The organism is Pantoea sp. X-Soil-YNGN-844 (assembly GCF_059730595.1).
The window spans coordinates 3,144,070-3,164,860 of record NZ_AP036007.1; the positions used below are offsets into that span (position 1 = coordinate 3,144,070).

General features: G+C 55.5%; 13 protein-coding genes, 1 tRNA gene and 2 rRNA genes. 11 read left to right on the forward strand and 5 right to left on the reverse strand.

The features are described 5' to 3' along the window. Nucleotides 1-3 precede the first annotated feature (3 nt). The 7 genes from nrdI (at nucleotide 4) to emrB (ending at nucleotide 8,787) form a co-directional block, all read left to right on the forward strand. Nucleotides 4-417: a class Ib ribonucleoside-diphosphate reductase assembly flavoprotein NrdI gene (gene nrdI, locus AC6I8C_RS14565; RefSeq protein WP_497822885.1), complete on the forward strand. Its 414-nt coding sequence runs from the start codon at nucleotides 4-6 to the stop codon at nucleotides 415-417. Further along, on the forward strand, nucleotides 387-2,525 hold the full coding sequence (nrdE, locus tag AC6I8C_RS14570) for a class 1b ribonucleoside-diphosphate reductase subunit alpha (protein WP_497822886.1): 2,139 nt from the start codon (nucleotides 387-389) through the stop codon (nucleotides 2,523-2,525). The genes nrdI and nrdE overlap by 31 nt, the downstream gene beginning before the upstream one ends. Before the next feature lie 8 nt (nucleotides 2,526-2,533). Then, entirely contained in the window at nucleotides 2,534-3,493 is a 960-nt protein-coding gene (gene nrdF, locus AC6I8C_RS14575; RefSeq protein WP_135907814.1) for a class 1b ribonucleoside-diphosphate reductase subunit beta, read from the forward strand. Nucleotides 3,494-3,890: 397 nt separating this feature from the next. Then, nucleotides 3,891-5,078: an MFS transporter gene (locus AC6I8C_RS14580; protein WP_497822887.1), complete on the forward strand. Its 1,188-nt coding sequence runs from the start codon at nucleotides 3,891-3,893 to the stop codon at nucleotides 5,076-5,078. 303 nt (nucleotides 5,079-5,381) lie between these two features. Then, nucleotides 5,382-5,912 (forward strand): transcriptional repressor MprA, encoded by a 531-nt coding sequence (gene mprA, locus AC6I8C_RS14585; protein WP_003850381.1) that lies wholly within the window; start codon nucleotides 5,382-5,384, stop codon nucleotides 5,910-5,912. Nucleotides 5,913-6,062: 150 nt separating this feature from the next. Then, nucleotides 6,063-7,235: a multidrug efflux MFS transporter periplasmic adaptor subunit EmrA gene (emrA, locus tag AC6I8C_RS14590; RefSeq protein ID WP_497822888.1), complete on the forward strand. Its 1,173-nt coding sequence runs from the start codon at nucleotides 6,063-6,065 to the stop codon at nucleotides 7,233-7,235. 16 nt (nucleotides 7,236-7,251) lie between these two features. Continuing rightward, on the forward strand, nucleotides 7,252-8,787 hold the full coding sequence (gene emrB / locus AC6I8C_RS14595) for a multidrug efflux MFS transporter permease subunit EmrB (protein ID WP_135907811.1): 1,536 nt from the start codon (nucleotides 7,252-7,254) through the stop codon (nucleotides 8,785-8,787). 36 nt (nucleotides 8,788-8,823) lie between these two features. Here emrB and AC6I8C_RS14600 read toward each other — a convergent pair whose 3' ends face one another. Then, on the reverse strand, nucleotides 8,824-10,008 hold the full coding sequence (locus AC6I8C_RS14600; RefSeq protein ID WP_033733581.1) for a tRNA/rRNA methyltransferase: 1,185 nt from the start codon (nucleotides 10,006-10,008) through the stop codon (nucleotides 8,824-8,826). 159 nt (nucleotides 10,009-10,167) lie between these two features. On the opposite strand from AC6I8C_RS14600, the gene trxC reads away from it, so the two are divergent. From trxC to pssA, 4 genes are all read left to right on the forward strand, one after another. Continuing rightward, entirely contained in the window at nucleotides 10,168-10,587 is a 420-nt protein-coding gene (gene trxC / locus AC6I8C_RS14605) for a thioredoxin TrxC (protein ID WP_013358802.1), read from the forward strand. 81 nt (nucleotides 10,588-10,668) lie between these two features. Continuing rightward, on the forward strand, nucleotides 10,669-11,346 hold the full coding sequence (locus AC6I8C_RS14610) for a tRNA-uridine aminocarboxypropyltransferase (protein WP_497822889.1): 678 nt from the start codon (nucleotides 10,669-10,671) through the stop codon (nucleotides 11,344-11,346). Between the two features lie 135 nt (nucleotides 11,347-11,481). Continuing rightward, nucleotides 11,482-14,139, forward strand: a complete 2,658-nt coding sequence (locus AC6I8C_RS14615) for a bifunctional acetate--CoA ligase family protein/GNAT family N-acetyltransferase (RefSeq protein WP_497822890.1) — start codon at nucleotides 11,482-11,484, stop codon at nucleotides 14,137-14,139. 117 nt (nucleotides 14,140-14,256) lie between these two features. Beyond that, nucleotides 14,257-15,612, forward strand: coding sequence for a CDP-diacylglycerol--serine O-phosphatidyltransferase (gene pssA, locus AC6I8C_RS14620; protein ID WP_497822891.1), 1,356 nt, complete (start codon nucleotides 14,257-14,259; stop codon nucleotides 15,610-15,612). Between the two features lie 194 nt (nucleotides 15,613-15,806). On the opposite strand, the gene AC6I8C_RS14625 is transcribed toward pssA, so the two are convergent. The 4 genes from AC6I8C_RS14625 to AC6I8C_RS14640 form a co-directional block, all read right to left on the reverse strand. Beyond that, complete coding sequence (locus AC6I8C_RS14625) at nucleotides 15,807-17,096, reverse strand: MFS family transporter (protein ID WP_497822892.1); 1,290 nt, start codon at nucleotides 17,094-17,096, stop codon at nucleotides 15,807-15,809. A gap of 277 nt (nucleotides 17,097-17,373) precedes the next feature. Further along, nucleotides 17,374-17,489 (reverse strand): 5S ribosomal RNA (rrf, locus tag AC6I8C_RS14630). A 92-nt stretch (nucleotides 17,490-17,581) separates the two neighbouring features. Continuing rightward, nucleotides 17,582-20,490 (reverse strand): 23S ribosomal RNA (locus AC6I8C_RS14635). Nucleotides 20,491-20,698: 208 nt separating this feature from the next. Then, nucleotides 20,699-20,774: transfer RNA gene (locus tag AC6I8C_RS14640), tRNA-Ala, on the reverse strand. Nucleotides 20,775-20,791: the final 17 nt, after the last annotated feature.

Sequence of the window (20,791 nt, forward strand, 5' to 3'; positions counted from 1 at the left end):
CGCATGTTCCCGCTGGTCTATTTTTCCAGCCAGTCGGAAAACACCCACCGGTTTGTGACACGCCTCGGCCTGCCCGCCCGGCGCATCCCGCTGGATGCCCGGGAGACGCTGCATATCGACCAGCCCTATATTCTGGTGGTGCCCAGCTATGGCGGTGGCAGCAGTCGCGGTGCGGTGCCCCGTCAGGTGATTCAGTTTCTTAATGATGAAGCGAACCGGCGCAGTATTCGTGGCGTGATCGCGGCCGGCAACCGTAACTTCGGTGCCGGTTACTGCCTGGCGGGCAGCATCATTGCAAAAAAATGTCAGGTTCCCTGCCTCTACCGCTTCGAGCTGATGGGAACGCCTGACGATATTGCGAAAGTTAAAGCGGGAGTAACCCAATTTTGGCAACAACAGATACCCTCAACGGCGTGACGCTCGATTATCACGCCCTTAATGCCATGCTGAACCTCTATGACACGGAGGGCCGCATCCAGTTCGACAAGGATCGCGAAGCGACACGTCAGTTTTATCTGCAGCATGTACAGCCCAATACGGTTTCCTTCGCCAGCAACGCTGAGCGTTTACGCTATCTGGTGGCGGAGAGTTATTACGAAGCGGACGTGCTGAACCAGTACGACTTTGACTTCCTGCTTGCGCTGCATGAGGTGGCGGAGAAGCGGGGATTCGAATTCAAAACCTTTCTCGGTGCCTGGAAGTACTACACCAGCTACACGCTAAAGACCTTTGATGGCAAACGCTATCTGGAAACTTTCGAACAGCGCGCCTGCATGGTGGCGCTGACGCTGGCTCAGGGCGATGAAACGCTGGCGCGGGCGCTGCTGGAGGAGATCCTCAGCGGCCGTTTCCAGCCTGCCACCCCCACCTTTCTGAACTGCGGCAAGCAACAGCGCGGTGAGCTGGTCTCCTGCTTCCTGCTGCGTATCGAAGACAATATGGAGTCGATTGGTCGCGCCGTGAACTCGGCACTGCAGCTGTCAAAACGGGGCGGCGGCGTCGCCTTTTTATTGTCCAACCTGCGAGAGTCCGGCGCGCCGATTAAGCGCATAGAAAATCAGTCGTCGGGCGTGATCCCGGTGATGAAAATGCTGGAAGATGCCTTCTCTTATGCGAATCAGCTTGGCGCACGTCAGGGCGCTGGCGCAGTGTGGCTCAATGCGCACCATCCCGATATCTTCCGCTTTCTGGATACCAAGCGCGAAAATGCCGACGAGAAGATTCGCATCAAAACCCTGTCGCTGGGCGTGGTGATCCCCGATATCACCTTCCAGCTGGCGAAAGAGAATAAACCGATGGCGCTGTTCTCGCCTTACGACGTGGAGCGGATCTACGGTCAGGCCTTTGGTGATATCAGCATCAGTGAAAAGTATGACGAGATGCTGGCGGACGATCGCATCCGCAAAACCTATATTCAGCCGCGTGATTTTTTCCAGACGCTGGCCGAGATTCAGTTTGAGTCGGGCTATCCCTACATCATGTATGAGGACAGCGTGAACCGCAGCAACCCGATTGCCGGTCGCATCAATATGAGCAACCTCTGCTCTGAGATCCTGCAGGTGAACAGCGCCAGCGAGTACAACGACGATCTCAGCTATCGCCGCGTCGGCAAAGATATCTCCTGTAATCTCGGCTCACTGAATATTGCGCACGCTATGGATTCGCGCGATCTGGCGCGCACCGTGGATGTGGCCGTTCGCGCCCTGACGTCGGTATCGATGATGAGCGAGATCGGCTCGGTGCCTTCCATCGCCGAAGGCAATCGCCGCTCGCACGCCATTGGCCTGGGTCAGATGAACCTGCACGGCTATCTGGCGCGTGAAGGCATCGCCTACGGTTCGCCGGAAGCGCTGGATTTCACCAATCTCTACTTCTATTGCATCACTTACTATGCGCTGCGCACCTCTAATCAGCTGGCGCAGGAGCATCAGCAGACCTTCGACGGCTTTGCGGATTCGGACTACGCCAGCGGCGTTTATTTCGATAAGTATCTGCAGCGCGCGTGGCTGCCGCGTACTGAACGGGTAGCTCAACTGTTTGCCGATGCCGGACTGACGCTGCCAGCTCAGGCAGACTGGCAGGCGCTGCGTGATGCGGTGATGCAGCACGGGTTGTTTAATCAGAACCTGCAGGCAATCCCGCCGACCGGTTCCATCTCCTACATCAACCACGCCACCTCCAGCATCCATCCGATTGTCTCCCCTATCGAGATCCGCAAAGAGGGCAAAACCGGCCGCGTCTACTATCCCGCGCCATTTATGACCAATGAGAATCTTCACCTCTATCAGGATGCGTATCAGATTGGGCCGGAAGCGATTATTGATACCTACGCAGAAGCAACGCAGCACGTCGATCAGGGATTGTCGCTGACGCTGTTCTTCCGCGATGACGTCACCACCCGTGACATCAACAAAGCGCAGATTTACGCGTGGAAAAAAGGCATCAAAACGCTTTATTACATTCGACTGCGTCAGATGGCGCTTCAGGGCACGGAGGTTCAGGGCTGCGTTTCCTGCTCCCTGTAATGAACACGATGAAACTCAAACAGATTCAGGCCATTAACTGGAACCGCATTCAGGATGATAAAGATCTTGAGGTGTGGAATCGTCTCACCAGCAACTTCTGGCTGCCGGAAAAGGTGCCACTCTCCAACGATCTGCCCGGCTGGCAGACGCTGGATAAACAGCAGCAGCAGCTGACCATCCGGGTCTTTACCGGCCTGACGCTGCTCGACACCATCCAGAACGTGATCGGCGCGCCGGGACTGATGGAGGATGCGATTACCCCACACGAAGAGGCTGTGCTGTCGAATATCAGCTTTATGGAAGCGGTACATGCCCGCTCCTACAGTTCGATCTTCTCAACCCTGTGCAACACGCAGGATGTGGATGCCGCCTACCAGTGGAGTGAAGAGAATGCGCCGCTGCAGAACAAGGCGCGCATTATCCTGGAGCACTACCGGGCCGATGATCCGCTGAAGAAGAAGATCGCCAGCGTATTCCTGGAGTCGTTCCTGTTCTATTCCGGCTTCTGGCTGCCGATGTACTGGTCAAGCCGGGGCAAGCTGACTAATACCGCAGACCTGATTCGCCTGATTATCCGCGATGAAGCGGTGCACGGTTACTATATCGGCTACAAATATCAGCAGGCACTGGCCAGCGCTGACGATCTGCGTCGCGAAGAGCTGCAGCAGTTTGCCTATGATCTGCTGCTGGCGCTGTATGAAAATGAAGTGGCCTATACCGAAGCGCTCTATGGTGATGTCGGCTGGGTGGAAGAGGTAAAAACCTTCCTGCACTACAACGCCAACAAAGCATTAATGAATCTGGGCTATGAGGCGCTGTTCCCGGCGGAGCTGACGGCGGTGAATCCGGCCATTCTGTCGGCGCTGTCGCCCAACGCCGACGAGAACCACGACTTCTTCTCCGGTTCAGGCTCCTCCTATGTGATGGGCAAAGCGGTCGAAACCGAAGACGAGGACTGGAATTTCTGATAGTCGGGCAGGTCGTCCTGATCTGAAAGCGTTTCTTCATTCAGACGGCACCAAAACTCAAAGCGATGGGAGCATACGCCTGTAGCAAAGCATAGCGGGCCAGGGACAAAAACGCCGGGAGTGTTTTTGAACAACGCAACGCGTTGGCCCGGCAACGGGCGCACCTCAGCGATGAGGTGCGTAATCGCCCGCGCTGAGCATGCCATGGATGGCATCTTTTGCATCTTTGCGAAAGGCGTATGCTTCCTGAGCCTGTTCGCATAACGTCACCCGTAAATCCTCTACCGTGGTTTAAACCTCTTGTTATGACTGGTATGGCCTGTTAATAAACATGCGTGTGAAATAGTTTTTTGAGTTATTATTAACCTCAAATGATTATTAGCGACCGATGCTGTTTATGAATGCGACTCGCCAGGGTCTGACGCCTGCTTTAGTAATGCTGATGTCGGTAGCAACCGGCCTATGCGTAGCCAGTAATTACTACGTTCAGCCACTGCTCAACACTATCGCCCAGCAATTTGATCTTTCCGTTAGCCTCGCCGGGTTTATTGTCACCACGGCGCAACTCGGCTACGCCTGCGGTCTGCTGTTACTGGTGCCGCTGGGCGATCGCTTTGAACGACGCAGCCTGATTGTGACGATGATGCTGCTGGCTGCGGCGGGCATGGTGATTATCGCCCTGTCGCACACGTTCCTCTTTTTACTGCTGGGCACGGTCATGACCGGCCTGTTTTCGGTCGCCGCACAAATTCTGGTGCCGCTGGCCGCCACGCTCGCTGAGCCGGAGCGGCGCGGTAAAATTGTCGGAACGGTAATGAGCGGTCTGCTGCTGGGGATTCTGCTGGCGCGTACCGTGGCAGGCGGCCTGGCACAGCTTGGCGGCTGGCGCACCGTCTACTGGACCGCCAGCCTGCTGATGATGATTATGGCGCTGGCGCTGTGGCGATCGCTGCCACGCGTTAAACAGTCCGTGCCCATGAGCTATCCGCAACTGCTGGCGTCCATCTTTCGTCTGTATGCAGGTAATCGGGTGATCCGCACACGCGCCTGGACCGGCTGTCTCTCCTTTGCCAATTTCAGCCTGCTCTGGACCTCAATGGCGTTTCTGCTCTCCGGCGCGCCCTATCACTTCTCAGAAGGCAAAATTGGCTTGCTGGGCCTGGTCGGTGCCGCGGGTGCGCTGGCCGCACGTCAGGCGGGTTCACTGGCCGACAAAGGTAAAGCGAAGCTGACGACCCGACTGGGCCTGCTGCTGATGCTGCTGTCGTGGGCCGCCATTGCGTGGGGTGCAGAGCAGCTTGTGCCGCTGATCGTCGGCATCCTGCTGCTGGATCTGGCAGTACAGGCTGTTCATATCACCAATCAGAGCGTGATTTATGCACAGATGCCGGAGGCGCGGAACCGTCTGAATGCCGGTTACATGACCAGCTACTTTATCGGCGGTGCGGCGGGCTCGCTGCTCTCCGCTACCGCTTACCATCTTGCGGGCTGGTATGGTGTCTGTATCGCTGGCGCGTTACTGACTTTGGTGAATCTGCTGATCTGGGCGGGCGGATCGCGCTTTGAGCCGGAAAAAATTAACTGAAGTCTGTCCGGACAGTGCATTGGTCTGGTCACAAATGGTTAGGTTTGTTATGGTTAGTAACAAACCTATTCACTTCAGTTATTTTTCCTCGCGATATTATTAAATTTGCCCCCTTTTTGATAACGTCCCGGCACTGCGGCTGCCGCCGGGCGTACGGGTTTTTGACCCAAGGCCAGGGAATGGCCTGGAATACCTTTGATGGTGCAGCGTGCGAGTCTGTCAGCGACCACCTGCCAAAAAGTGACTACGCTTAGCCTGTCACCATAGTTATTATACAAGTTGCAATTAGTGAGGTTTTTTTTAATGGAAAGTTCGTTTACTCCCATTGAGCAGATGCTAAACATCCGTGCCAATCGCCATAAGGATTTTCCGTTGCAGGAAATTATTCTGACGCGTCTCTGTATGCATATGCAGGGTAAACTGCTGGACAACCGCAATAAGATGCTGAAAGCACAGGGTATTAATGAGACCCTGTTTATGGCGTTGATTACACTGGATGCGCAGGAAAATCACAGCATTCAGCCTTCTGAGCTCAGCTCTGCCCTTGGCTCTTCACGCACCAATGCCACGCGCATTGCTGATGAGTTGGAAAAGCGCGGCTGGATTGAGCGTCGCGAAAGCGATCACGACCGTCGCTGCCTGCACCTGCATCTGACCGATAAAGGGATGGAGTTCCTGCGTCAGTTGCTGCCACCTCAGCATCAGAGCCTGCAGTACCTCTGGTCGTCGCTGTCAGTCGATGAGAAGTCTCAGCTCGAAGGCATCACACGTAAGTTGCTTAATCGTCTTGATAAAATGGATGAAGATCAGCTGATCGCCTCGCTGTCCCGCTAATAGCAATAAGTGCGACACAATCACCTGTCGAAATCGTTATTTTAATTTCCTTTTTTATCTGGCCAGCGCTCAGTCGCTGGCTTTTTCGACTCGGGCGCTGGCAGAAAAGGATTTCTGCCGCCCGACTAAATGGAAAACGTGGAGAAAGTCATGAGTCCAACGGCAGAAGCACAAAGCCCGCAACCGTCAGCCAGCAAAAAGAAGAAGCGCAAAAGCGTGCTCATTGTGCTGGCGCTGATCTTTGTGCTGATTGGTATTGCCTGGGGCGTTTACTGGTTCCTGGTCCTGCGCCATTTTCAGGAAACCGATGACGCCTACGTTGCAGGTAATCAGGTGCAGGTGATGGCCCAGGTCTCCGGTAGCGTGAATAAAGTCTGGTTTGAAGATACCGATTTCGTCAAAAAAGGCGATGTGCTGGTGTCACTCGATAAGACCGATGCCGAGCAGGCGTTTGAAAAAGCGCAGACGGCACTGGCCACCAGCGTGCGTCAGACGCATCAGCTGATGATTAATGGCAAACAGTATCAGGCCAGCATTACGCTGCAGCAGACCGCGCTGGCGCAGGCAGAAGCCGACCTGAAACGTCGTGAGCCATTAGGTGCGGCTAATCTGATTGGCCGTGAAGAGTTGCAGCACGCCCGTGACGCCGTGGCAACGGCCAAAGCGCAGCTGGACGTAGCCATTCAGCAATACAATGCGAATCAGGCGATGATCCTCAACACCTCGCTGGAGAATCAGCCTGCCGTGCAACAGAGCGCGGCTGAGCTGCGTGACGCCTGGCTGGCGCTGCAGCGCACCGAAATCCGCAGCCCGATGGATGGCTTTGTCTCCCGTCGCAGCGTACAGGTCGGTTCGCAAATCTCTACCAGTACCCCGCTGCTGGCTGTCGTGCCTGCCACCAATCTGTGGGTTGATGCGAACTTCAAAGAGACGCAGCTGGCAGGCGTTCGTATCGGTCAGCCTGCCACCGTGGTCGCCGACATCTACGGTGACGAAGTGGTTTATCAGGGTAAAGTCGTGGGGCTGGATATGGGCACCGGCAGCGCCTTTTCTCTGCTGCCCGCACAGAACGCCACCGGTAACTGGATTAAAGTGGTTCAGCGTCTGCCGGTTCGTATCGAACTGAATCAGGACGATATCGCCAGACATCCGCTGCGCATCGGCCTCTCCACGCTGGTTAAAATCGATACCACTAGCAAAGAGGGTAGCGCGCTCGCCACCAGCGCCCGTCAGCAGGCCGCTTACAGCAGCAACGCGCTGGCGATTGACCTTGCGCCGGTCAATCAGCTGATCACCGATATCGTCCGCGCCAACGCCGGATGAAAACGCGGAGTCTGTAATGGCACAAAAACCGCTTGAAGGGATGCCGCTGGTCCTGATGACCATTGCGCTGTCGCTGGCGACGTTCATGCAGGTTCTGGACTCGACCATCGCCAACGTGGCTATCCCCACCATTGCCGGGAACCTGGGGGCGTCGAACTCTCAGGGCACCTGGGTGATCACTTCGTTTGGCGTCGCCAATGCGATCTCGATCCCCCTGACCGGCTGGCTGGCAAAACGCATCGGTGAAGTGAAGCTCTTCACCTGGTCGACCATTCTGTTTGCTATCGCCTCCTGGGCGTGTGGCATGTCAGATAGCCTGGAGATGCTGATCTTTTTCCGCGTCATTCAGGGGATCGTCGCGGGTCCGTTGATTCCGCTGTCGCAAAGTCTTCTGCTCAACAACTATCCCCCGGCCAAGCGGAGTGTTGCGCTGTCGCTGTGGGCGATGACGGTGATTGTTGCGCCGATCTGTGGCCCGATACTGGGTGGCTGGATCAGCGATAACTACCACTGGGGCTGGATCTTCTTTATCAACGTGCCCATTGGTGTGGCAGTAGTCATACTGACGCTGCAGACCCTGCGTGGCCGGGAAACCAAAACAGAAATCCGGCCGATCGATATGGTCGGTCTGGTGCTGCTGGTGGTGGGGATCGGCTGTCTGCAGGTGATGCTGGACCGCGGAAAGGAGCTTGACTGGTTTAACTCGTCCGAGATTATCGTGCTCGGGGTCGTGGCGGTGATTGCGCTGTCAGTGCTGCTGGTGTGGGAGCTGACGGACGATCACCCGATCATCGACCTGTCGCTGTTTAAATCGCGCAACTTCACCATTGGCTGCCTGTCGATCAGTCTGGCTTATATGCTTTACTTCGGCTCGATAGTCCTGTTGCCGCAATTGCTGCAGGAGGTCTACGGCTACACCGCAACCTGGGCGGGTCTGGCATCTGCGCCGGTGGGGATTTTGCCGGTGATCCTGTCGCCGATTATTGGTCGCTTTGCGCATAAGCTCGACATGCGACGGCTGGTCACGTTCAGCTTCATTATGTATGCCGTCTGCTTCTACTGGCGCGCGTATACGTTTGAACCGGGCATGGACTTTGGTGCCTCAGCCTGGCCGCAGTTTATCCAGGGCTTTGCCGTAGCCTGCTTCTTTATGCCGCTGACCACCATTACGCTGTCGGGACTGCCACCGGAGCGCATGGCCGCCGCATCCAGCCTGTCGAACTTTATGCGAACCTTTGCCGGTTCAGTGGGAACGTCGATTACCACCACCATGTGGACGAACCGCGAGTCGATGCATCATAGCTATCTGACGGAGTCGGTCACCCCGTATAACGTCAATTCACAGCAGATGTATAGCCAGCTGGAGAGCCTGGGGATGACGCAGCAGCAGGCGTCAGCTTATATCGCGCAGCAGATTACCAATCAGGGGCTGATTATTTCAGCGAATGAAATCTTCTGGGCGTCGGCGGGGGTGTTTTTAATCCTGCTGGTGCTGATCTGGTTTGCCCGTCCGCCGTTTGGGGCAGGCGGTGGTGGTGGTGGCGCGCACTGATGTTACACAGCAAAACGGGCCTTTCGGCCCGTTTTTTTATGCGTTCTGACGCCACCATTCGGCAAGCAGTACGCCGGTTGCGACAGAGACGTTGAGGCTTTCCACGTTACCGGTGCCGCCAATCGACAGGCTCATATCACCCTGTTTGAACGCGGTGTCAGAAAGACCTTCACGCTCCTGACCTAACACCAGCACCATTTTCTCCGGCAGCTGAGCCTGCGCCAGCGGCGTGCCCTGATGGCTGGAGGTGGTCACGATGGTGTAACCCGCTTTACGGAACGCTTCCAGACCTTCGCTGAAGGTTGCGCCGCTGATCGCCTGCACATGCTCAGCGCCGCCTTCTGCGGTACGTACGGCTGCACCTGACTCCAGCAGTGAAGCGTCATTCACCAGCAAACCTTTTACGCCAAAGTGCGCGCAGCTGCGCATAATTGCGCCGAGGTTATGCGGGTTGCTGACATCTTCCAGTGCCAGTACGCAATCTTTCGTATTTGCCTGGCTCAGCCATTCAGACACCGCCATGCCCATACGCTTTTTGATCAGGAAGCAGACGCCGCCATGATGCTCTGTACCTGATGCTTTAGTGATCTCAGCATCTTCTACCACGTGATAGGCTTTGCGGTTAGCCGCCAGCCAGCGCAGCGCTTCGCGGAAACGCGGTGTGACTTCCTGCACGAACCAGGCGCGAACAATCGCTTCCGGACGGCTCTGGAACAGCGCCTGACAGGCGTTCTCGCCATAGACGCGGGTCTCTTCATTACGCTGACGGCGGATCTGCTCAGGATCGACGAAGCTCTTGCCGCTGATGCCGCCGTGATCCGGCTTATCGCTCTCAGGCGATGACGCACGATCGGCGGATGGTGCGCGTGACACGGTGCGCCACGGGGAGTCGCTGCTGCCATAGGCGCCGCGGCTGTCATCACCACGATCGTTGCGGCGACCTGCGCCATCGTCTGAACGGCGTGGTGCGCCACGTCCGCCTTCATCACGACGCGGTGAACTGCTGCGACCGGTGTCGTCACCGCGACGACCAGCGGAGCGACCGCCTTCCTGAGTACGTTCAGTGCGGGGGCCAGATGAACGACGATTATCATCCTGGCGGGCAGCAGAGTGACCACCTTTGCCTGTACGAGGATTCGGCGCGCGCGCGCTTTTATCGTCCTCGCCACGCACGTACATCACCTTAACTTTGCCGCTCTTGCCTTTATATTCGTCGTTCATGTCTTCCTCCTGCATTTAGAGCGCGCAGATTACCTGATGTGCTGGCGCTTAGCTATCAACTATTGAACCTATAGAGCAATCCAGATTGAGCGAAAATCCGCCCCCTTTCATAATGGACAACTATTACCAGACTGACACTTTTCAACATCAGAGGTTCCTATGAATACGGTATGCGCTTCATGTCAGGCAACCAATCGCGTTCCTGACGAACGCCTTGCCGACGTGGCGAAATGTGGTCGCTGTGGAAATGAGCTGTTCGATGGCGAAGTGGTGAATGCCACCAGCGCCAACTTTGACAAATATCTGCAGGATGATCTGCCGGTAGTGATCGATTTCTGGGCGCCCTGGTGCGGCCCCTGCGTCAATTTTGCGCCGGTTTTTAAAGATGTCGCCAGTGAACGCAGCGGCAAGGTCCGCTTTATTAAAGTGAATACCGAAGCGGAGCCCGCCCTGAGCGCCCGTTTCAACATTCGCAGCATCCCGACCATCATGCTGTTTAAAAATGGCGAGCGGGTCGACATGCTGAACGGTGCTATGCCCAAAGCGCCGTTTAACGAATGGCTTGACGAATCACTCTAAACTTCAAAGGCCAGCCAGTCTGGCCTTTTCCTTTTCATCTGCGCTTCGATTACACTGACGTTTTTCCTGCCCTGAATACTCATGTCTGATAATGCTGTTTTGCGCTTGCGCACCCAACGCCTGGCCCGTGCCACCCGTCCTTTCCTCGCGCGCGGAAATCGGGTCATTCGCTGCCAGAGCTGCCTGCTGCCAGAGGCCAACTGCCTCTGCAGCCAGATCGTGCCGCAGTCTGCCCATAGTCGCTTCTGTCTGGTGATGTTTGATACCGAGCCAATGAAGCCGAGTAACACCGGTCGTCTGATTGCCGATATTCTGCCGGAAACCCAGGCGTTTGGCTGGTCACGCACCGAGCCGGATCCGCTGCTGCTGGCGGCCGTGCGCAATCCCGATTATCAGCCGCTGGTCGTCTTCCCGGCTTCCTATGCCGATCCCGGTCGCGAGGTGCTGACAACGCCGCCCATCAGCGGCAAGCCGCCGCTGTTTATTATGCTGGATGGAACCTGGACCGAAGCGCGCAAGATGTTTCGCAAAAGTCCCTGGCTCGATGCCCTGCCGGTGATGTCGCTGGATGTCAGCACGCCTTCGCGCTATACGCTGCGTGAGGCGCACGGCGAAGGACAGCACTGTACCGCTGAAGTCGCCGCGGCGCTGCTGGCGCAGGCGGGCGATCGGCGGGCGGCAGAGGCGCTATCTCACCATTTCGATCGGTTCCGCGCGGCCTACCTGGCAGGAAAACCGCATCACCCCGGACAGGCTTAATCGCATCCTTCTTCTGGCAGGCGAAAGCCTGCGCTGATAGATCACCCGATCTGATGTTCAGCCTGCGATCTGCCCGGAAGCACTGCCCGCAAAAAGCGTTTACAATCACGCAAATCCCGATCTCTGGAGGGCGAGATGAGCCAACGCGGACTGGAAGCGCTGTTACGACCTAAATCAATTGCGGTGATTGGTGCCTCGGTAACGCCAGGGCGTGCCGGGTACTTTATGATGCGTAACCTGCTGGCGGGCGGTTTTAGCGGGCCGGTATTGCCGGTAACGCCAAAATATAAAGCGGTCAGCGGCGTGCTGGCCTGGCCCACCATCGACAGCTTACCTTTCGCGCCAGACCTGGCGGTCATCTGCACCCACTCAAAACGTAACCTCGAATTGCTGCAACAGCTCGGCGAGAAAGGCTGCAAGGCCTGCATTATCCTCTCCGCGCCCGCCAGCCAGTCGGCCGAACTCAAAGCCTGCGCCAGCCGGTGGCAGATCCGTCTGCTGGGACCGAACAGTCTTGGCCTGCTGGCCCCCTGGCAGGGACTCAATGCCAGCTTCTCGCCGGTACCCATAGAGAAAGGCCGTATCGCGTTTATCTCCCAGTCCGCCGCCGTGTCGAATACTATTCTCGACTGGGCGCAGCAGCGCAACCTCGGTTTTTCGTGGTTTATCGCGCTGGGTGACAGCCTGGACACCGATGTTGATGACCTGCTCGACTTCCTGGCTCGCGACGGTAAAACCAGTGCCATCCTCCTTTATCTGGAGCACCTTAGTGACGCACGTCGCTTTGTTTCCGCCTCACGCAGCGCCTCCCGTAATAAACCGATTCTGGTGATCAAGAGTGGTCGCAGCCGTGAAGCGCAGGCGCTGCTTGGCACCCACAGTGGTCTGGACGCGGCCTGGGATGCGGCCATTCAGCGCGCCGGATTACTGCGGGTACAGGATACCCATGAGCTGTTTTCCGCCGTTGAATCGCTGAGTCATATGCGGCCACTGCGCGGCGACAGGCTGATGATCATCAGTAATGGTGCGGCGCCCGCCGCGCTGGCGCTGGATGAGCTTTATGCCCGCAATGGGAAGCTGGCGCAGCTCAGCGATGAAACGCGTCAGCAGCTTGAGGCTATTTTGCCTGCCGGTGCGGGTCGCGGTAATCCGCTGGATTTAAAAGATGACGCCACCGCCGCGCGCTACGCTGCCTGTGCGGAGATCCTGCTCGACAGCCATGAACTTGATGCTTTAATGATCATTCATGCCCCAAGCGCGGTCGCGCCCGCGACGGAAACAGCCGCACATCTGATCGATACCGTGGCCCGCCACCCGCGCGGTAAGCTGGTGACGCTGCTGACCAACTGGAGCGGCGAGTTCTCTTCACAGGCTGCGCGTCGTGCCTTTACACAGGCGGGTATACCCACCTGGCGTACGCCGGAAGGCACCGTGACCGCCTTTATGCATCAGGTTGAGTACCGGCGTAATCAGAAGCAGCTGCGCGAAACCCCTGCCCTGCCCGCCACGCTGAACCAGGACAGCGCCCATGCTCACCAGTTGCTGTCACAGGCGCTGGCGCGCGGCATTACCTCATTGGATACTCACGAAGTGCAGCCGGTGCTGCAGGCTTATGGGCTGGCCACGCTGCCAACCTGGATCGCCAGTGACAGCGCGGCAGCGGTAGCCATTGCCGACCAGATTGGCTACCCGGTGGCGCTGAAGCTGCGTTCACCCGATATCGCCCATAAGTCAGAGGTTCAGGGTGTGATGCTCTACCTGCGCAATGCCAGTGAAGTGGAGCATGCCGCCGAAGCTATTTTTGATCGGGTAAAGCAGACGCTGCCGCAGGCACGTATTGAGGGGCTGCTGGTTCAGAGCATGGCCAGCCGTGCGGGCGCGCAGGAACTGCGGGTCGTGGTCGAGCAGGATGCCCTGTTTGGCCCGATCATTATGCTGGGTGAAGGCGGTGTTGAATGGCAGGCCGATAAACAGGCTGCCGTTGCCCTGCCTCCGCTGAATATGACGCTGGCACGCTATCTGGTCATTCAGGCGATAAAGAGTGGAAAAATCCGCAGCCGCAGCGCCCTGAATCCGCTCGATATCCCCGGTTTAAGTCAGCTGCTGGTGCAGGTCTCAAACCTGGTGGTGGATTGCCCGGAGATCCAGCGACTGGACATTCATCCGCTGCTGGCGGCGGGCAATGATTTTACCCTGCTGGATGTCACCCTGACGCTGGCCCCGTTCGGGGGAGATAATGAAGCACGACTGGCCATTCGCCCTTATCCGCAGCATCTGGAAGAGCAGGTAGAGTTAAAAGATGGGCAATTCTGCCTGTTCCGCCCGATTCTGCCAGAGGATGAGCCTTTATTGCGCGATTTTATCAGTCAGGTCACCAAAGAGGATCTCTACTACCGCTACTTCAGTGAGATCAACGAGTTCACGCATGATGACCTCGCCAATATGACTCAGATCGATTATGACCGCGAGATGGCGATTGTGGCGGTCCGTCAGCATCAGGGACGCCCCGAAATCATTGGCGTCACCCGCGCCATCTCTGACGCTGATAACATTGATGCGGAGTTTTCAGTGCTGGTCCGTTCGGACCTGAAAGGGTTAGGTATGGGCCGTCGTCTGCTGGAAAAGATGATCCGCTATACCCGACATCACGGCTTGCAACAATTGAACGGTATCACCATGCCCCATAACCGCGGCATGATTACCCTGGCCCGAAAACTCAATTTTCATGTTGATATTCAACTGGATGACAGTATCGTCAGCCTGAAATTGTCTTTACAGAATGAGATCAACTAACCTTGTAGAGAAAGGTAAAAAACGTTCGAATCGACGAAGTTGATGTTATTATTTATGGTTATAACCCTGATTTGATGGCAAAAGGCCATGCAATGAACAGAGAAGAAGTGCACTGTGATGTTGTCTAAATTTAAACGTAATAAACACCAACAACACCTCGCAGAGCTGCCGAAACTGTCACAATCCGTTGCGGATATGTCGACACTTTACTCGCCGGCCGAATTTCGTCAGACGTTGCTGGAGAAGATTGCGGCAGCGCAGACTCGCATCTGTATCGTTGCGCTCTATCTGGAAAACGATGACGCCGGACGTGCCGTCATGGATGCGCTTTATCATACGAAGCAGGCGCGACCGGAGCTGGATATCTCAATTCTGGTAGACTGGCATCGTGCGCAGCGTGGGCGAATTGGCGCAGCGCGAGGCGTAACCAATGCCGACTGGTATTGCGAAATGGCGACGCGTTATGCCGATATTGCCATCCCGGTGTATGGTATCCCGGTTAATACCCGGGAAGCCCTGGGTGTACTCCATCTTAAAGGTTTCATTATTGATGATACGCTGCTCTACAGCGGCGCCAGCATCAATGATGTTTACCTGCATCAGCATGACAAGTATCGCTACGATCGCTACCAGGTTATCCGCAATTCGCAGCTGACCGATACTATGTATGATTGGATCACGCTCAATCTGAAGCCAGCAGAAGCGGTTAACCGGCTCGATTTCGCTGAGCGTCCTTCCAGCCCTGAAATTAAAAACGAGACGCGCCAGTTCCGTCAGGACCTGCGTGGCTTCAATTATCAGTTTGAAGGGAATGCCGGCAACGATGAGCTGGCAGTCACGCCGCTGGTCGGTCTGGGTAAGCATAGTCTGCTTAATAAAACCATTTTTCATCTGATGCCCTGTGCAGAACAGAAGCTGATTATCTGTACACCCTACTTCAACCTGCCCGCCTTGCTGGTACGTAATATCATTAACCTGCTGCGCCAGGGAAAACAGGTCGAGATTATCGTCGGTGATAAAACAGCCAATGATTTCTATATTGCGCCCGACCAGCCGTTCAAAATTATCGGCGCGCTGCCATACCTGTATGAAATCAATCTGCGACGCTTCCTGAGCCGGTTGCACTACTACGTTACGACCGGCCAGTTGGTCGTAAGACTGTGGAAGGATGGCGAGAACAGTTATCACCTTAAAGGGATGTGGGTCGATGATGAATGGCAATTGATTACCGGCAATAACCTCAATCCACGTGCATGGCGGCTCGACCTGGAAAATGCGGTGCTGATCCACGATCCTCATCAGCAGTTAGCAGCGCAGCGTGAAAAAGAGCTTACGCTAATCCGACAGCACACCACGGTAGTGACGCATTTCCGTGAGCTTGAAAGTATTGCTGATTATCCGGCCAAGGTGCGGAAACTGATTCGTCGCCTGCGCCGGATACGTATCGATCGTCTGATCAGCCGTATTCTTTAATCCCTGCGGCCATGAAGGCATCCATTATGCGAAGTGGGCTACTGTTGTGCTGATGTTTCGTTAAGTCCTGGGGCGGGAAAAGAGTGGTATGACAGCCGCCCGAATGGCAGCGGCTGGAGCTGGAAATATTTTGCAAGAGATGCCGCCGGTGCAGCCAGCGGCATTGCCCTGTGGAATCTGAGTCAGTAGCTGTTTTAAAGCTTTATCCCCTTACCACGCTTGTGCAGCAACAGTGACACCAGAAACGCCACCGCCCCCATCGCAGAGACATACCAGAAGAAGGTGGTCTCGATCCCCTGCTTTTTCATCAGCAGCGCTACATACTCTGCCGAACCACCAAACAGCGCATTCGCTACCGCATAAGAGAGCCCGACACCCAGTGCGCGTACCTGTGGCGGGAACATTTCGGCTTTAAGAATGCCGCTGATGGCTGTGTAGAAGCTGGTGACCAGCAAGGCCAGCATAATCAACAGGAAAGCCACGCCGGGACTCTGCACGTTTTGCAGCAGGGTCAGAATTGGCACCGTACAGATCGCCGCACCTGCGCCAAAGATCATCATCGACGTGCGACGACCAATTTTATCTGACAGGGCACCGATAATCGGCTGAATTAGCATAAAGACCAGCAGCGCACCGGTCATCAGCCCGCTAGCCGTTTTAGGATCCATACCCGACGTGTTAACCAGATACTTCTGCATGTAGGTGGTGAAGGTATAAAAACTCAAAGAACCGCCCGCGGTGAAACCCAGCACCATCAGGAAAGGACGGGTATGATTGCGCAGCAATCCGATTACGCTTCCCGCATCACGATGTTCGCGACTGGTCTTGTCTGATGTTTCTTCCAGAGAGCGTCGTAGCCACAATGCGACAACCGCGAGCAGTGCGCCGAGGAAGAACGGAATTCGCCAGCCCCAGCTGCGCAGTTCTGCATCAGTAAGCAGGAATTGCAGCACCACTACGGTCAGTACCGCCGCTAACTGACCACCAATCAGCGTGACATACTGGAATGAGGCATAGAATCCTTTACGTCCTTCCAGAGCCACTTCGCTCATGTAGGTTGCGCTGGTCCCATATTCTCCCCCCACCGATAATCCCTGAAACATACGCGCCAGCAGCAGAATGATGGGAGCCGCCACGCCGATCGTTGCGTAACCAGGCAGACAGGCAATAACCAGTGACCCGAAACACATCATGCATACCGAAACCAGCATCGAATTTTTTCGACCATGTTTATCACCGATATAGCCGAACAGCCAGCCACCAATCGGACGCATCAGAAATCCTGCCGCAAAAACGCCAGCCGTCTGTAACAACTGCGTGGTGGTATCGCCCTGCGGGAAGAAGATGTGCGCAAAGTAGAGCGAGAAGAATGAATAGACATAGAAGTCGAACCATTCAACCAGGTTGCCCGATGACGCGCCGACGATAGCCCAGATGCGTTTCCTTGTATCATCCGGCTGAATTTTATTATTTGTTGTTGTCATGCCTTACCTCTGTTCCTTGCTGATCAACAGCGTTTAAAGGATTGAGTAAAGCATTTAAGTCTACTGAAGGTAAAGGCGGGGTAATCTGAGATTAATATTGTGAGCCATATCGCCAATTAGCGAAAAATCAGCGAGTTGCTGGCGATTCTTGAGAGAAGCATGGGGGTTGCGAGGGCTGCTGGAAGTGGAATTGCGGTCACTATTTCTACTTAATGTCGCAAAATCTGGACGTAAAAAAGCCCCGCACTCTCGTGCGGGGCTTTTTCACTTATTTAATGCCTGGCAGTTCCCTACTCTCGCATGGGGAGGCCCCACACTACCATCGGCGCTACGGCGTTTCACTTCTGAGTTCGGCATGGGGTCAGGTGGGACCACCGCGCTACAGCCGCCAGGCAAATTCTGTCTCCGCGCCGCCGCTGAGGGCCGCGCAGAATATCCGGTACAAGGCTGAAAATCGTGTCTCTCAAAAACGCCTCTGGCGTTGTAAGGTTAAGCCTCACGGGTCATTAGTACCGGTTAGCTCAACGCATCGCTGCGCTTACACACCCGGCCTATCAACGTCGTCGTCTTCAACGTCCCTTCAGGACTCTCAAGGAGTCAGGGAGAACTCATCTCGGGGCAAGTTTCGTGCTTAGATGCTTTCAGCACTTATCTTTTCCGCACTTAGCTACCGGGCAATGCCATTGGCATGACAACCCGAACACCAGTGGTGCGTTCACTCCGGTCCTCTCGTACTAGGAGCAACCCCCCTCAATTCTCCAGCGCCCACGGCAGATAGGGACCGAACTGTCTCACGACGTTCTAAACCCAGCTCGCGTACCACTTTAAACGGCGAACAGCCGTACCCTTGGGACCTACTTCAGCCCCAGGATGTGATGAGCCGACATCGAGGTGCCAAACACCGCCGTCGATATGAACTCTTGGGCGGTATCAGCCTGTTATCCCCGGAGTACCTTTTATCCGTTGAGCGATGGCCCTTCCATTCAGAACCACCGGATCACTATGACCTGCTTTCGCACCTGCTCGAGCCGTCACTCTCGCAGTCAAGCCAGCTTATGCCATTGCACTAACCTCACGATGTCCGACCGTGATTAGCTGACCTTCGTGCTCCTCCGTTACTCTTTAGGAGGAGACCGCCCCAGTCAAACTACCCACCAGACACTGTCCGCAGCCCGGATTACGGGCCTACGTTAGAACATCAAACATTAAAGGGTGGTATTTCAAGGTTGGCTCCACGCAGACTGGCGTCCGCGCTTCAAAGCCTCCCACCTATCCTACACATCAAGGCTCAATGTTCAGTGTCAAGCTGTAGTAAAGGTTCACGGGGTCTTTCCGTCTTGCCGCGGGTACACTGCATCTTCACAGCGAGTTCAATTTCACTGAGTCTCGGGTGGAGACAGCCTGGCCATCATTACGCCATTCGTGCAGGTCGGAACTTACCCGACAAGGAATTTCGCTACCTTAGGACCGTTATAGTTACGGCCGCCGTTTACCGGGGCTTCGATCAAGAGCTTCTCCTTACGGATAACCCCATCAATTAACCTTCCGGCACCGGGCAGGCGTCACACCGTATACGTCCACTTTCGTGTTTGCACAGTGCTGTGTTTTTAATAAACAGTTGCAGCCAGCTGGTATCTTCGACTGGCTTCGGCTCGGGGAGTAAATCCCTCCACCTACGCGCCAGCGTGCCTTCTCCCGAAGTTACGGCACCATTTTGCCTAGTTCCTTCACCCGAGTTCTCTCAAGCGCCTTGGTATTCTCTACCTGACCACCTGTGTCGGTTTGGGGTACGATTCTGTGTTACCTGATGCTTAGAGGCTTTTCCTGGAAGCTGGGCATTTATCACTTCAGCACCGTAGTGCCTCGTCGTCACGCCTCAGCGTTGATAAGGGACCGGATTTACCTGGACCCTCCGCCTACACGCTTAAACCGGGACAACCGTCGCCCGGCTGATATAGCCTTCTCCGTCCCCCCTTCGCAGTAACACCGAGTACAGGAATATTAACCTGTTTCCCATCGACTACGCCTTTCGGCCTCGCCTTAGGGGTCGACTCACCCTGCTCCGATTAACGTTGAACAGGAACCCTTGGTCTTCCGGCGAGCGGGCTTTTCACCCGCTTTATCGTTACTTATGTCAGCATTCGCACTTCTGATACCTCCAGCATGCCTCACAGCACACCTTCAACGGCTTACAGAACGCTCCCCTACCCAACAACGCCTAAGCGTCGCTGCCGCAGCTTCGGTGCATGGTTTAGCCCCGTTACATCTTCCGCGCAGGCCGACTCGACCAGTGAGCTATTACGCTTTCTTTAAATGATGGCTGCTTCTAAGCCAACATCCTGGCTGTCTGTGCCTTCCCACATCGTTTCCCACTTAACCATGACTTTGGGACCTTAGCTGGCGGTCTGGGTTGTTTCCCTCTTCACGACGGACGTTAGCACCCGCCGTGTGTCTCCCGTGATAACATTCTCCGGTATTCGCAGTTTGCATCGGGTTGGTAAGCCGGGATGGCCCCCTAGCCGAAACAGTGCTCTACCCCCGGAGATGAGTTCACGAGGCGCTACCTAAATAGCTTTCGGGGAGAACCAGCTATCTCCCGGTTTGATTGGCCTTTCACCCCCAGCCACAGGTCATCCGCTAATTTTTCAACATTAGTCGGTTCGGTCCTCCAGTTAGTGTTACCCAACCTTCAACCTGCCCATGGCTAGATCACCGGGTTTCGGGTCTATACCCTGCAACTTAACGCCCAGTTAAGACTCGGTTTCCCTGCGGCTCCCCTATACGGTTAACCTTGCTACAGAATATAAGTCGCTGACCCATTATACAAAAGGTACGCAGTCACCCCCATAAAGAAGGCTCCCACTGCTTGTACGTACACGGTTTCAGGTTCTGTTTCACTCCCCTCGCCGGGGTTCTTTTCGCCTTTCCCTCACGGTACTGGTTCACTATCGGTCAGTCAGGAGTATTTAGCCTTGGAGGATGGTCCCCCCATATTCAGACAGGATACCACGTGTCCCGCCTTACTCATCGAGCTCACAGCATATGTGCTTTTGTGTACGGGAGTATCACCCTGTACCCTGCGACTTTCCAGACGCTTCCACTAACACACATGCTGATTCAGGCTCTGGGCTGCTCCCCGTTCGCTCGCCGCTACTGGGGGAATCTCGGTTGATTTCTTTTCCTCGGGGTACTTAGATGTTTCAGTTCCCCCGGTTCGCCTTGCAGCACTATGTATTCATGCTGCAATGATGCACAGAGTGCACCGGGTTTCCCCATTCGGACATCGACGGCTGTAGCGGTTCATATCACCTTACCGTCGCTTTACGCAGATTAGCACGTCCTTCATCGCCTCTGACTGCCTGGGCATCCACCGTGTACGCTTAGTCGCTTAACCTCACAACCCACAGGCGTTTTTCAACGCTGTAAGCTGCAAGCATTTGAGAGACTCGAACGCATCGTATTTTTCATTCTTATTACGGAGAATGAAAACGACACGTCGTTTCAATTTTCAGCTTGTTCCGGATTGTTAAAGAGCATAATACTTCGCAGCACACCGTTGCCGGTACGCTCTGAAGTATTCAGAAAAAACAGTTAAAACGGTATGGTGGAGCTAAGCGGGATCGAACCGCTGACCTCCTGCGTGCAAGGCAGGCGCTCTCCCAGCTGAGCTATAGCCCCATACAGTTACTGCAGAG

What these genes read in the sequence shown, in the direction of transcription:
- nrdI (WP_497822885.1), top strand. Translation starts at nt 4, where the DNA reads ATGTTCCCGCTGGTCTATTTTTCCAGCCAGTCGGAAAACACCCACCGG.
- nrdF (WP_135907814.1), top strand. Translation starts at nt 2,534, where the DNA reads ATGAAACTCAAACAGATTCAGGCCATTAACTGGAACCGCATTCAGGAT.
- AC6I8C_RS14580 (WP_497822887.1), top strand. Translation starts at nt 3,891, where the DNA reads ATGAATGCGACTCGCCAGGGTCTGACGCCTGCTTTAGTAATGCTGATG.
- mprA (WP_003850381.1), top strand. Translation starts at nt 5,382, where the DNA reads ATGGAAAGTTCGTTTACTCCCATTGAGCAGATGCTAAACATCCGTGCC.
- emrA (WP_497822888.1), top strand. Translation starts at nt 6,063, where the DNA reads ATGAGTCCAACGGCAGAAGCACAAAGCCCGCAACCGTCAGCCAGCAAA.
- emrB (WP_135907811.1), top strand. Translation starts at nt 7,252, where the DNA reads ATGGCACAAAAACCGCTTGAAGGGATGCCGCTGGTCCTGATGACCATT.
- AC6I8C_RS14600 (WP_033733581.1), bottom strand. Translation starts at nt 10,008, where the DNA reads ATGAACGACGAATATAAAGGCAAGAGCGGCAAAGTTAAGGTGATGTAC.
- trxC (WP_013358802.1), top strand. Translation starts at nt 10,168, where the DNA reads ATGAATACGGTATGCGCTTCATGTCAGGCAACCAATCGCGTTCCTGAC.
- AC6I8C_RS14610 (WP_497822889.1), top strand. Translation starts at nt 10,669, where the DNA reads ATGTCTGATAATGCTGTTTTGCGCTTGCGCACCCAACGCCTGGCCCGT.
- AC6I8C_RS14615 (WP_497822890.1), top strand. Translation starts at nt 11,482, where the DNA reads ATGAGCCAACGCGGACTGGAAGCGCTGTTACGACCTAAATCAATTGCG.
- pssA (WP_497822891.1), top strand. Translation starts at nt 14,257, where the DNA reads ATGTTGTCTAAATTTAAACGTAATAAACACCAACAACACCTCGCAGAG.
- AC6I8C_RS14625 (WP_497822892.1), bottom strand. Translation starts at nt 17,096, where the DNA reads ATGACAACAACAAATAATAAAATTCAGCCGGATGATACAAGGAAACGC.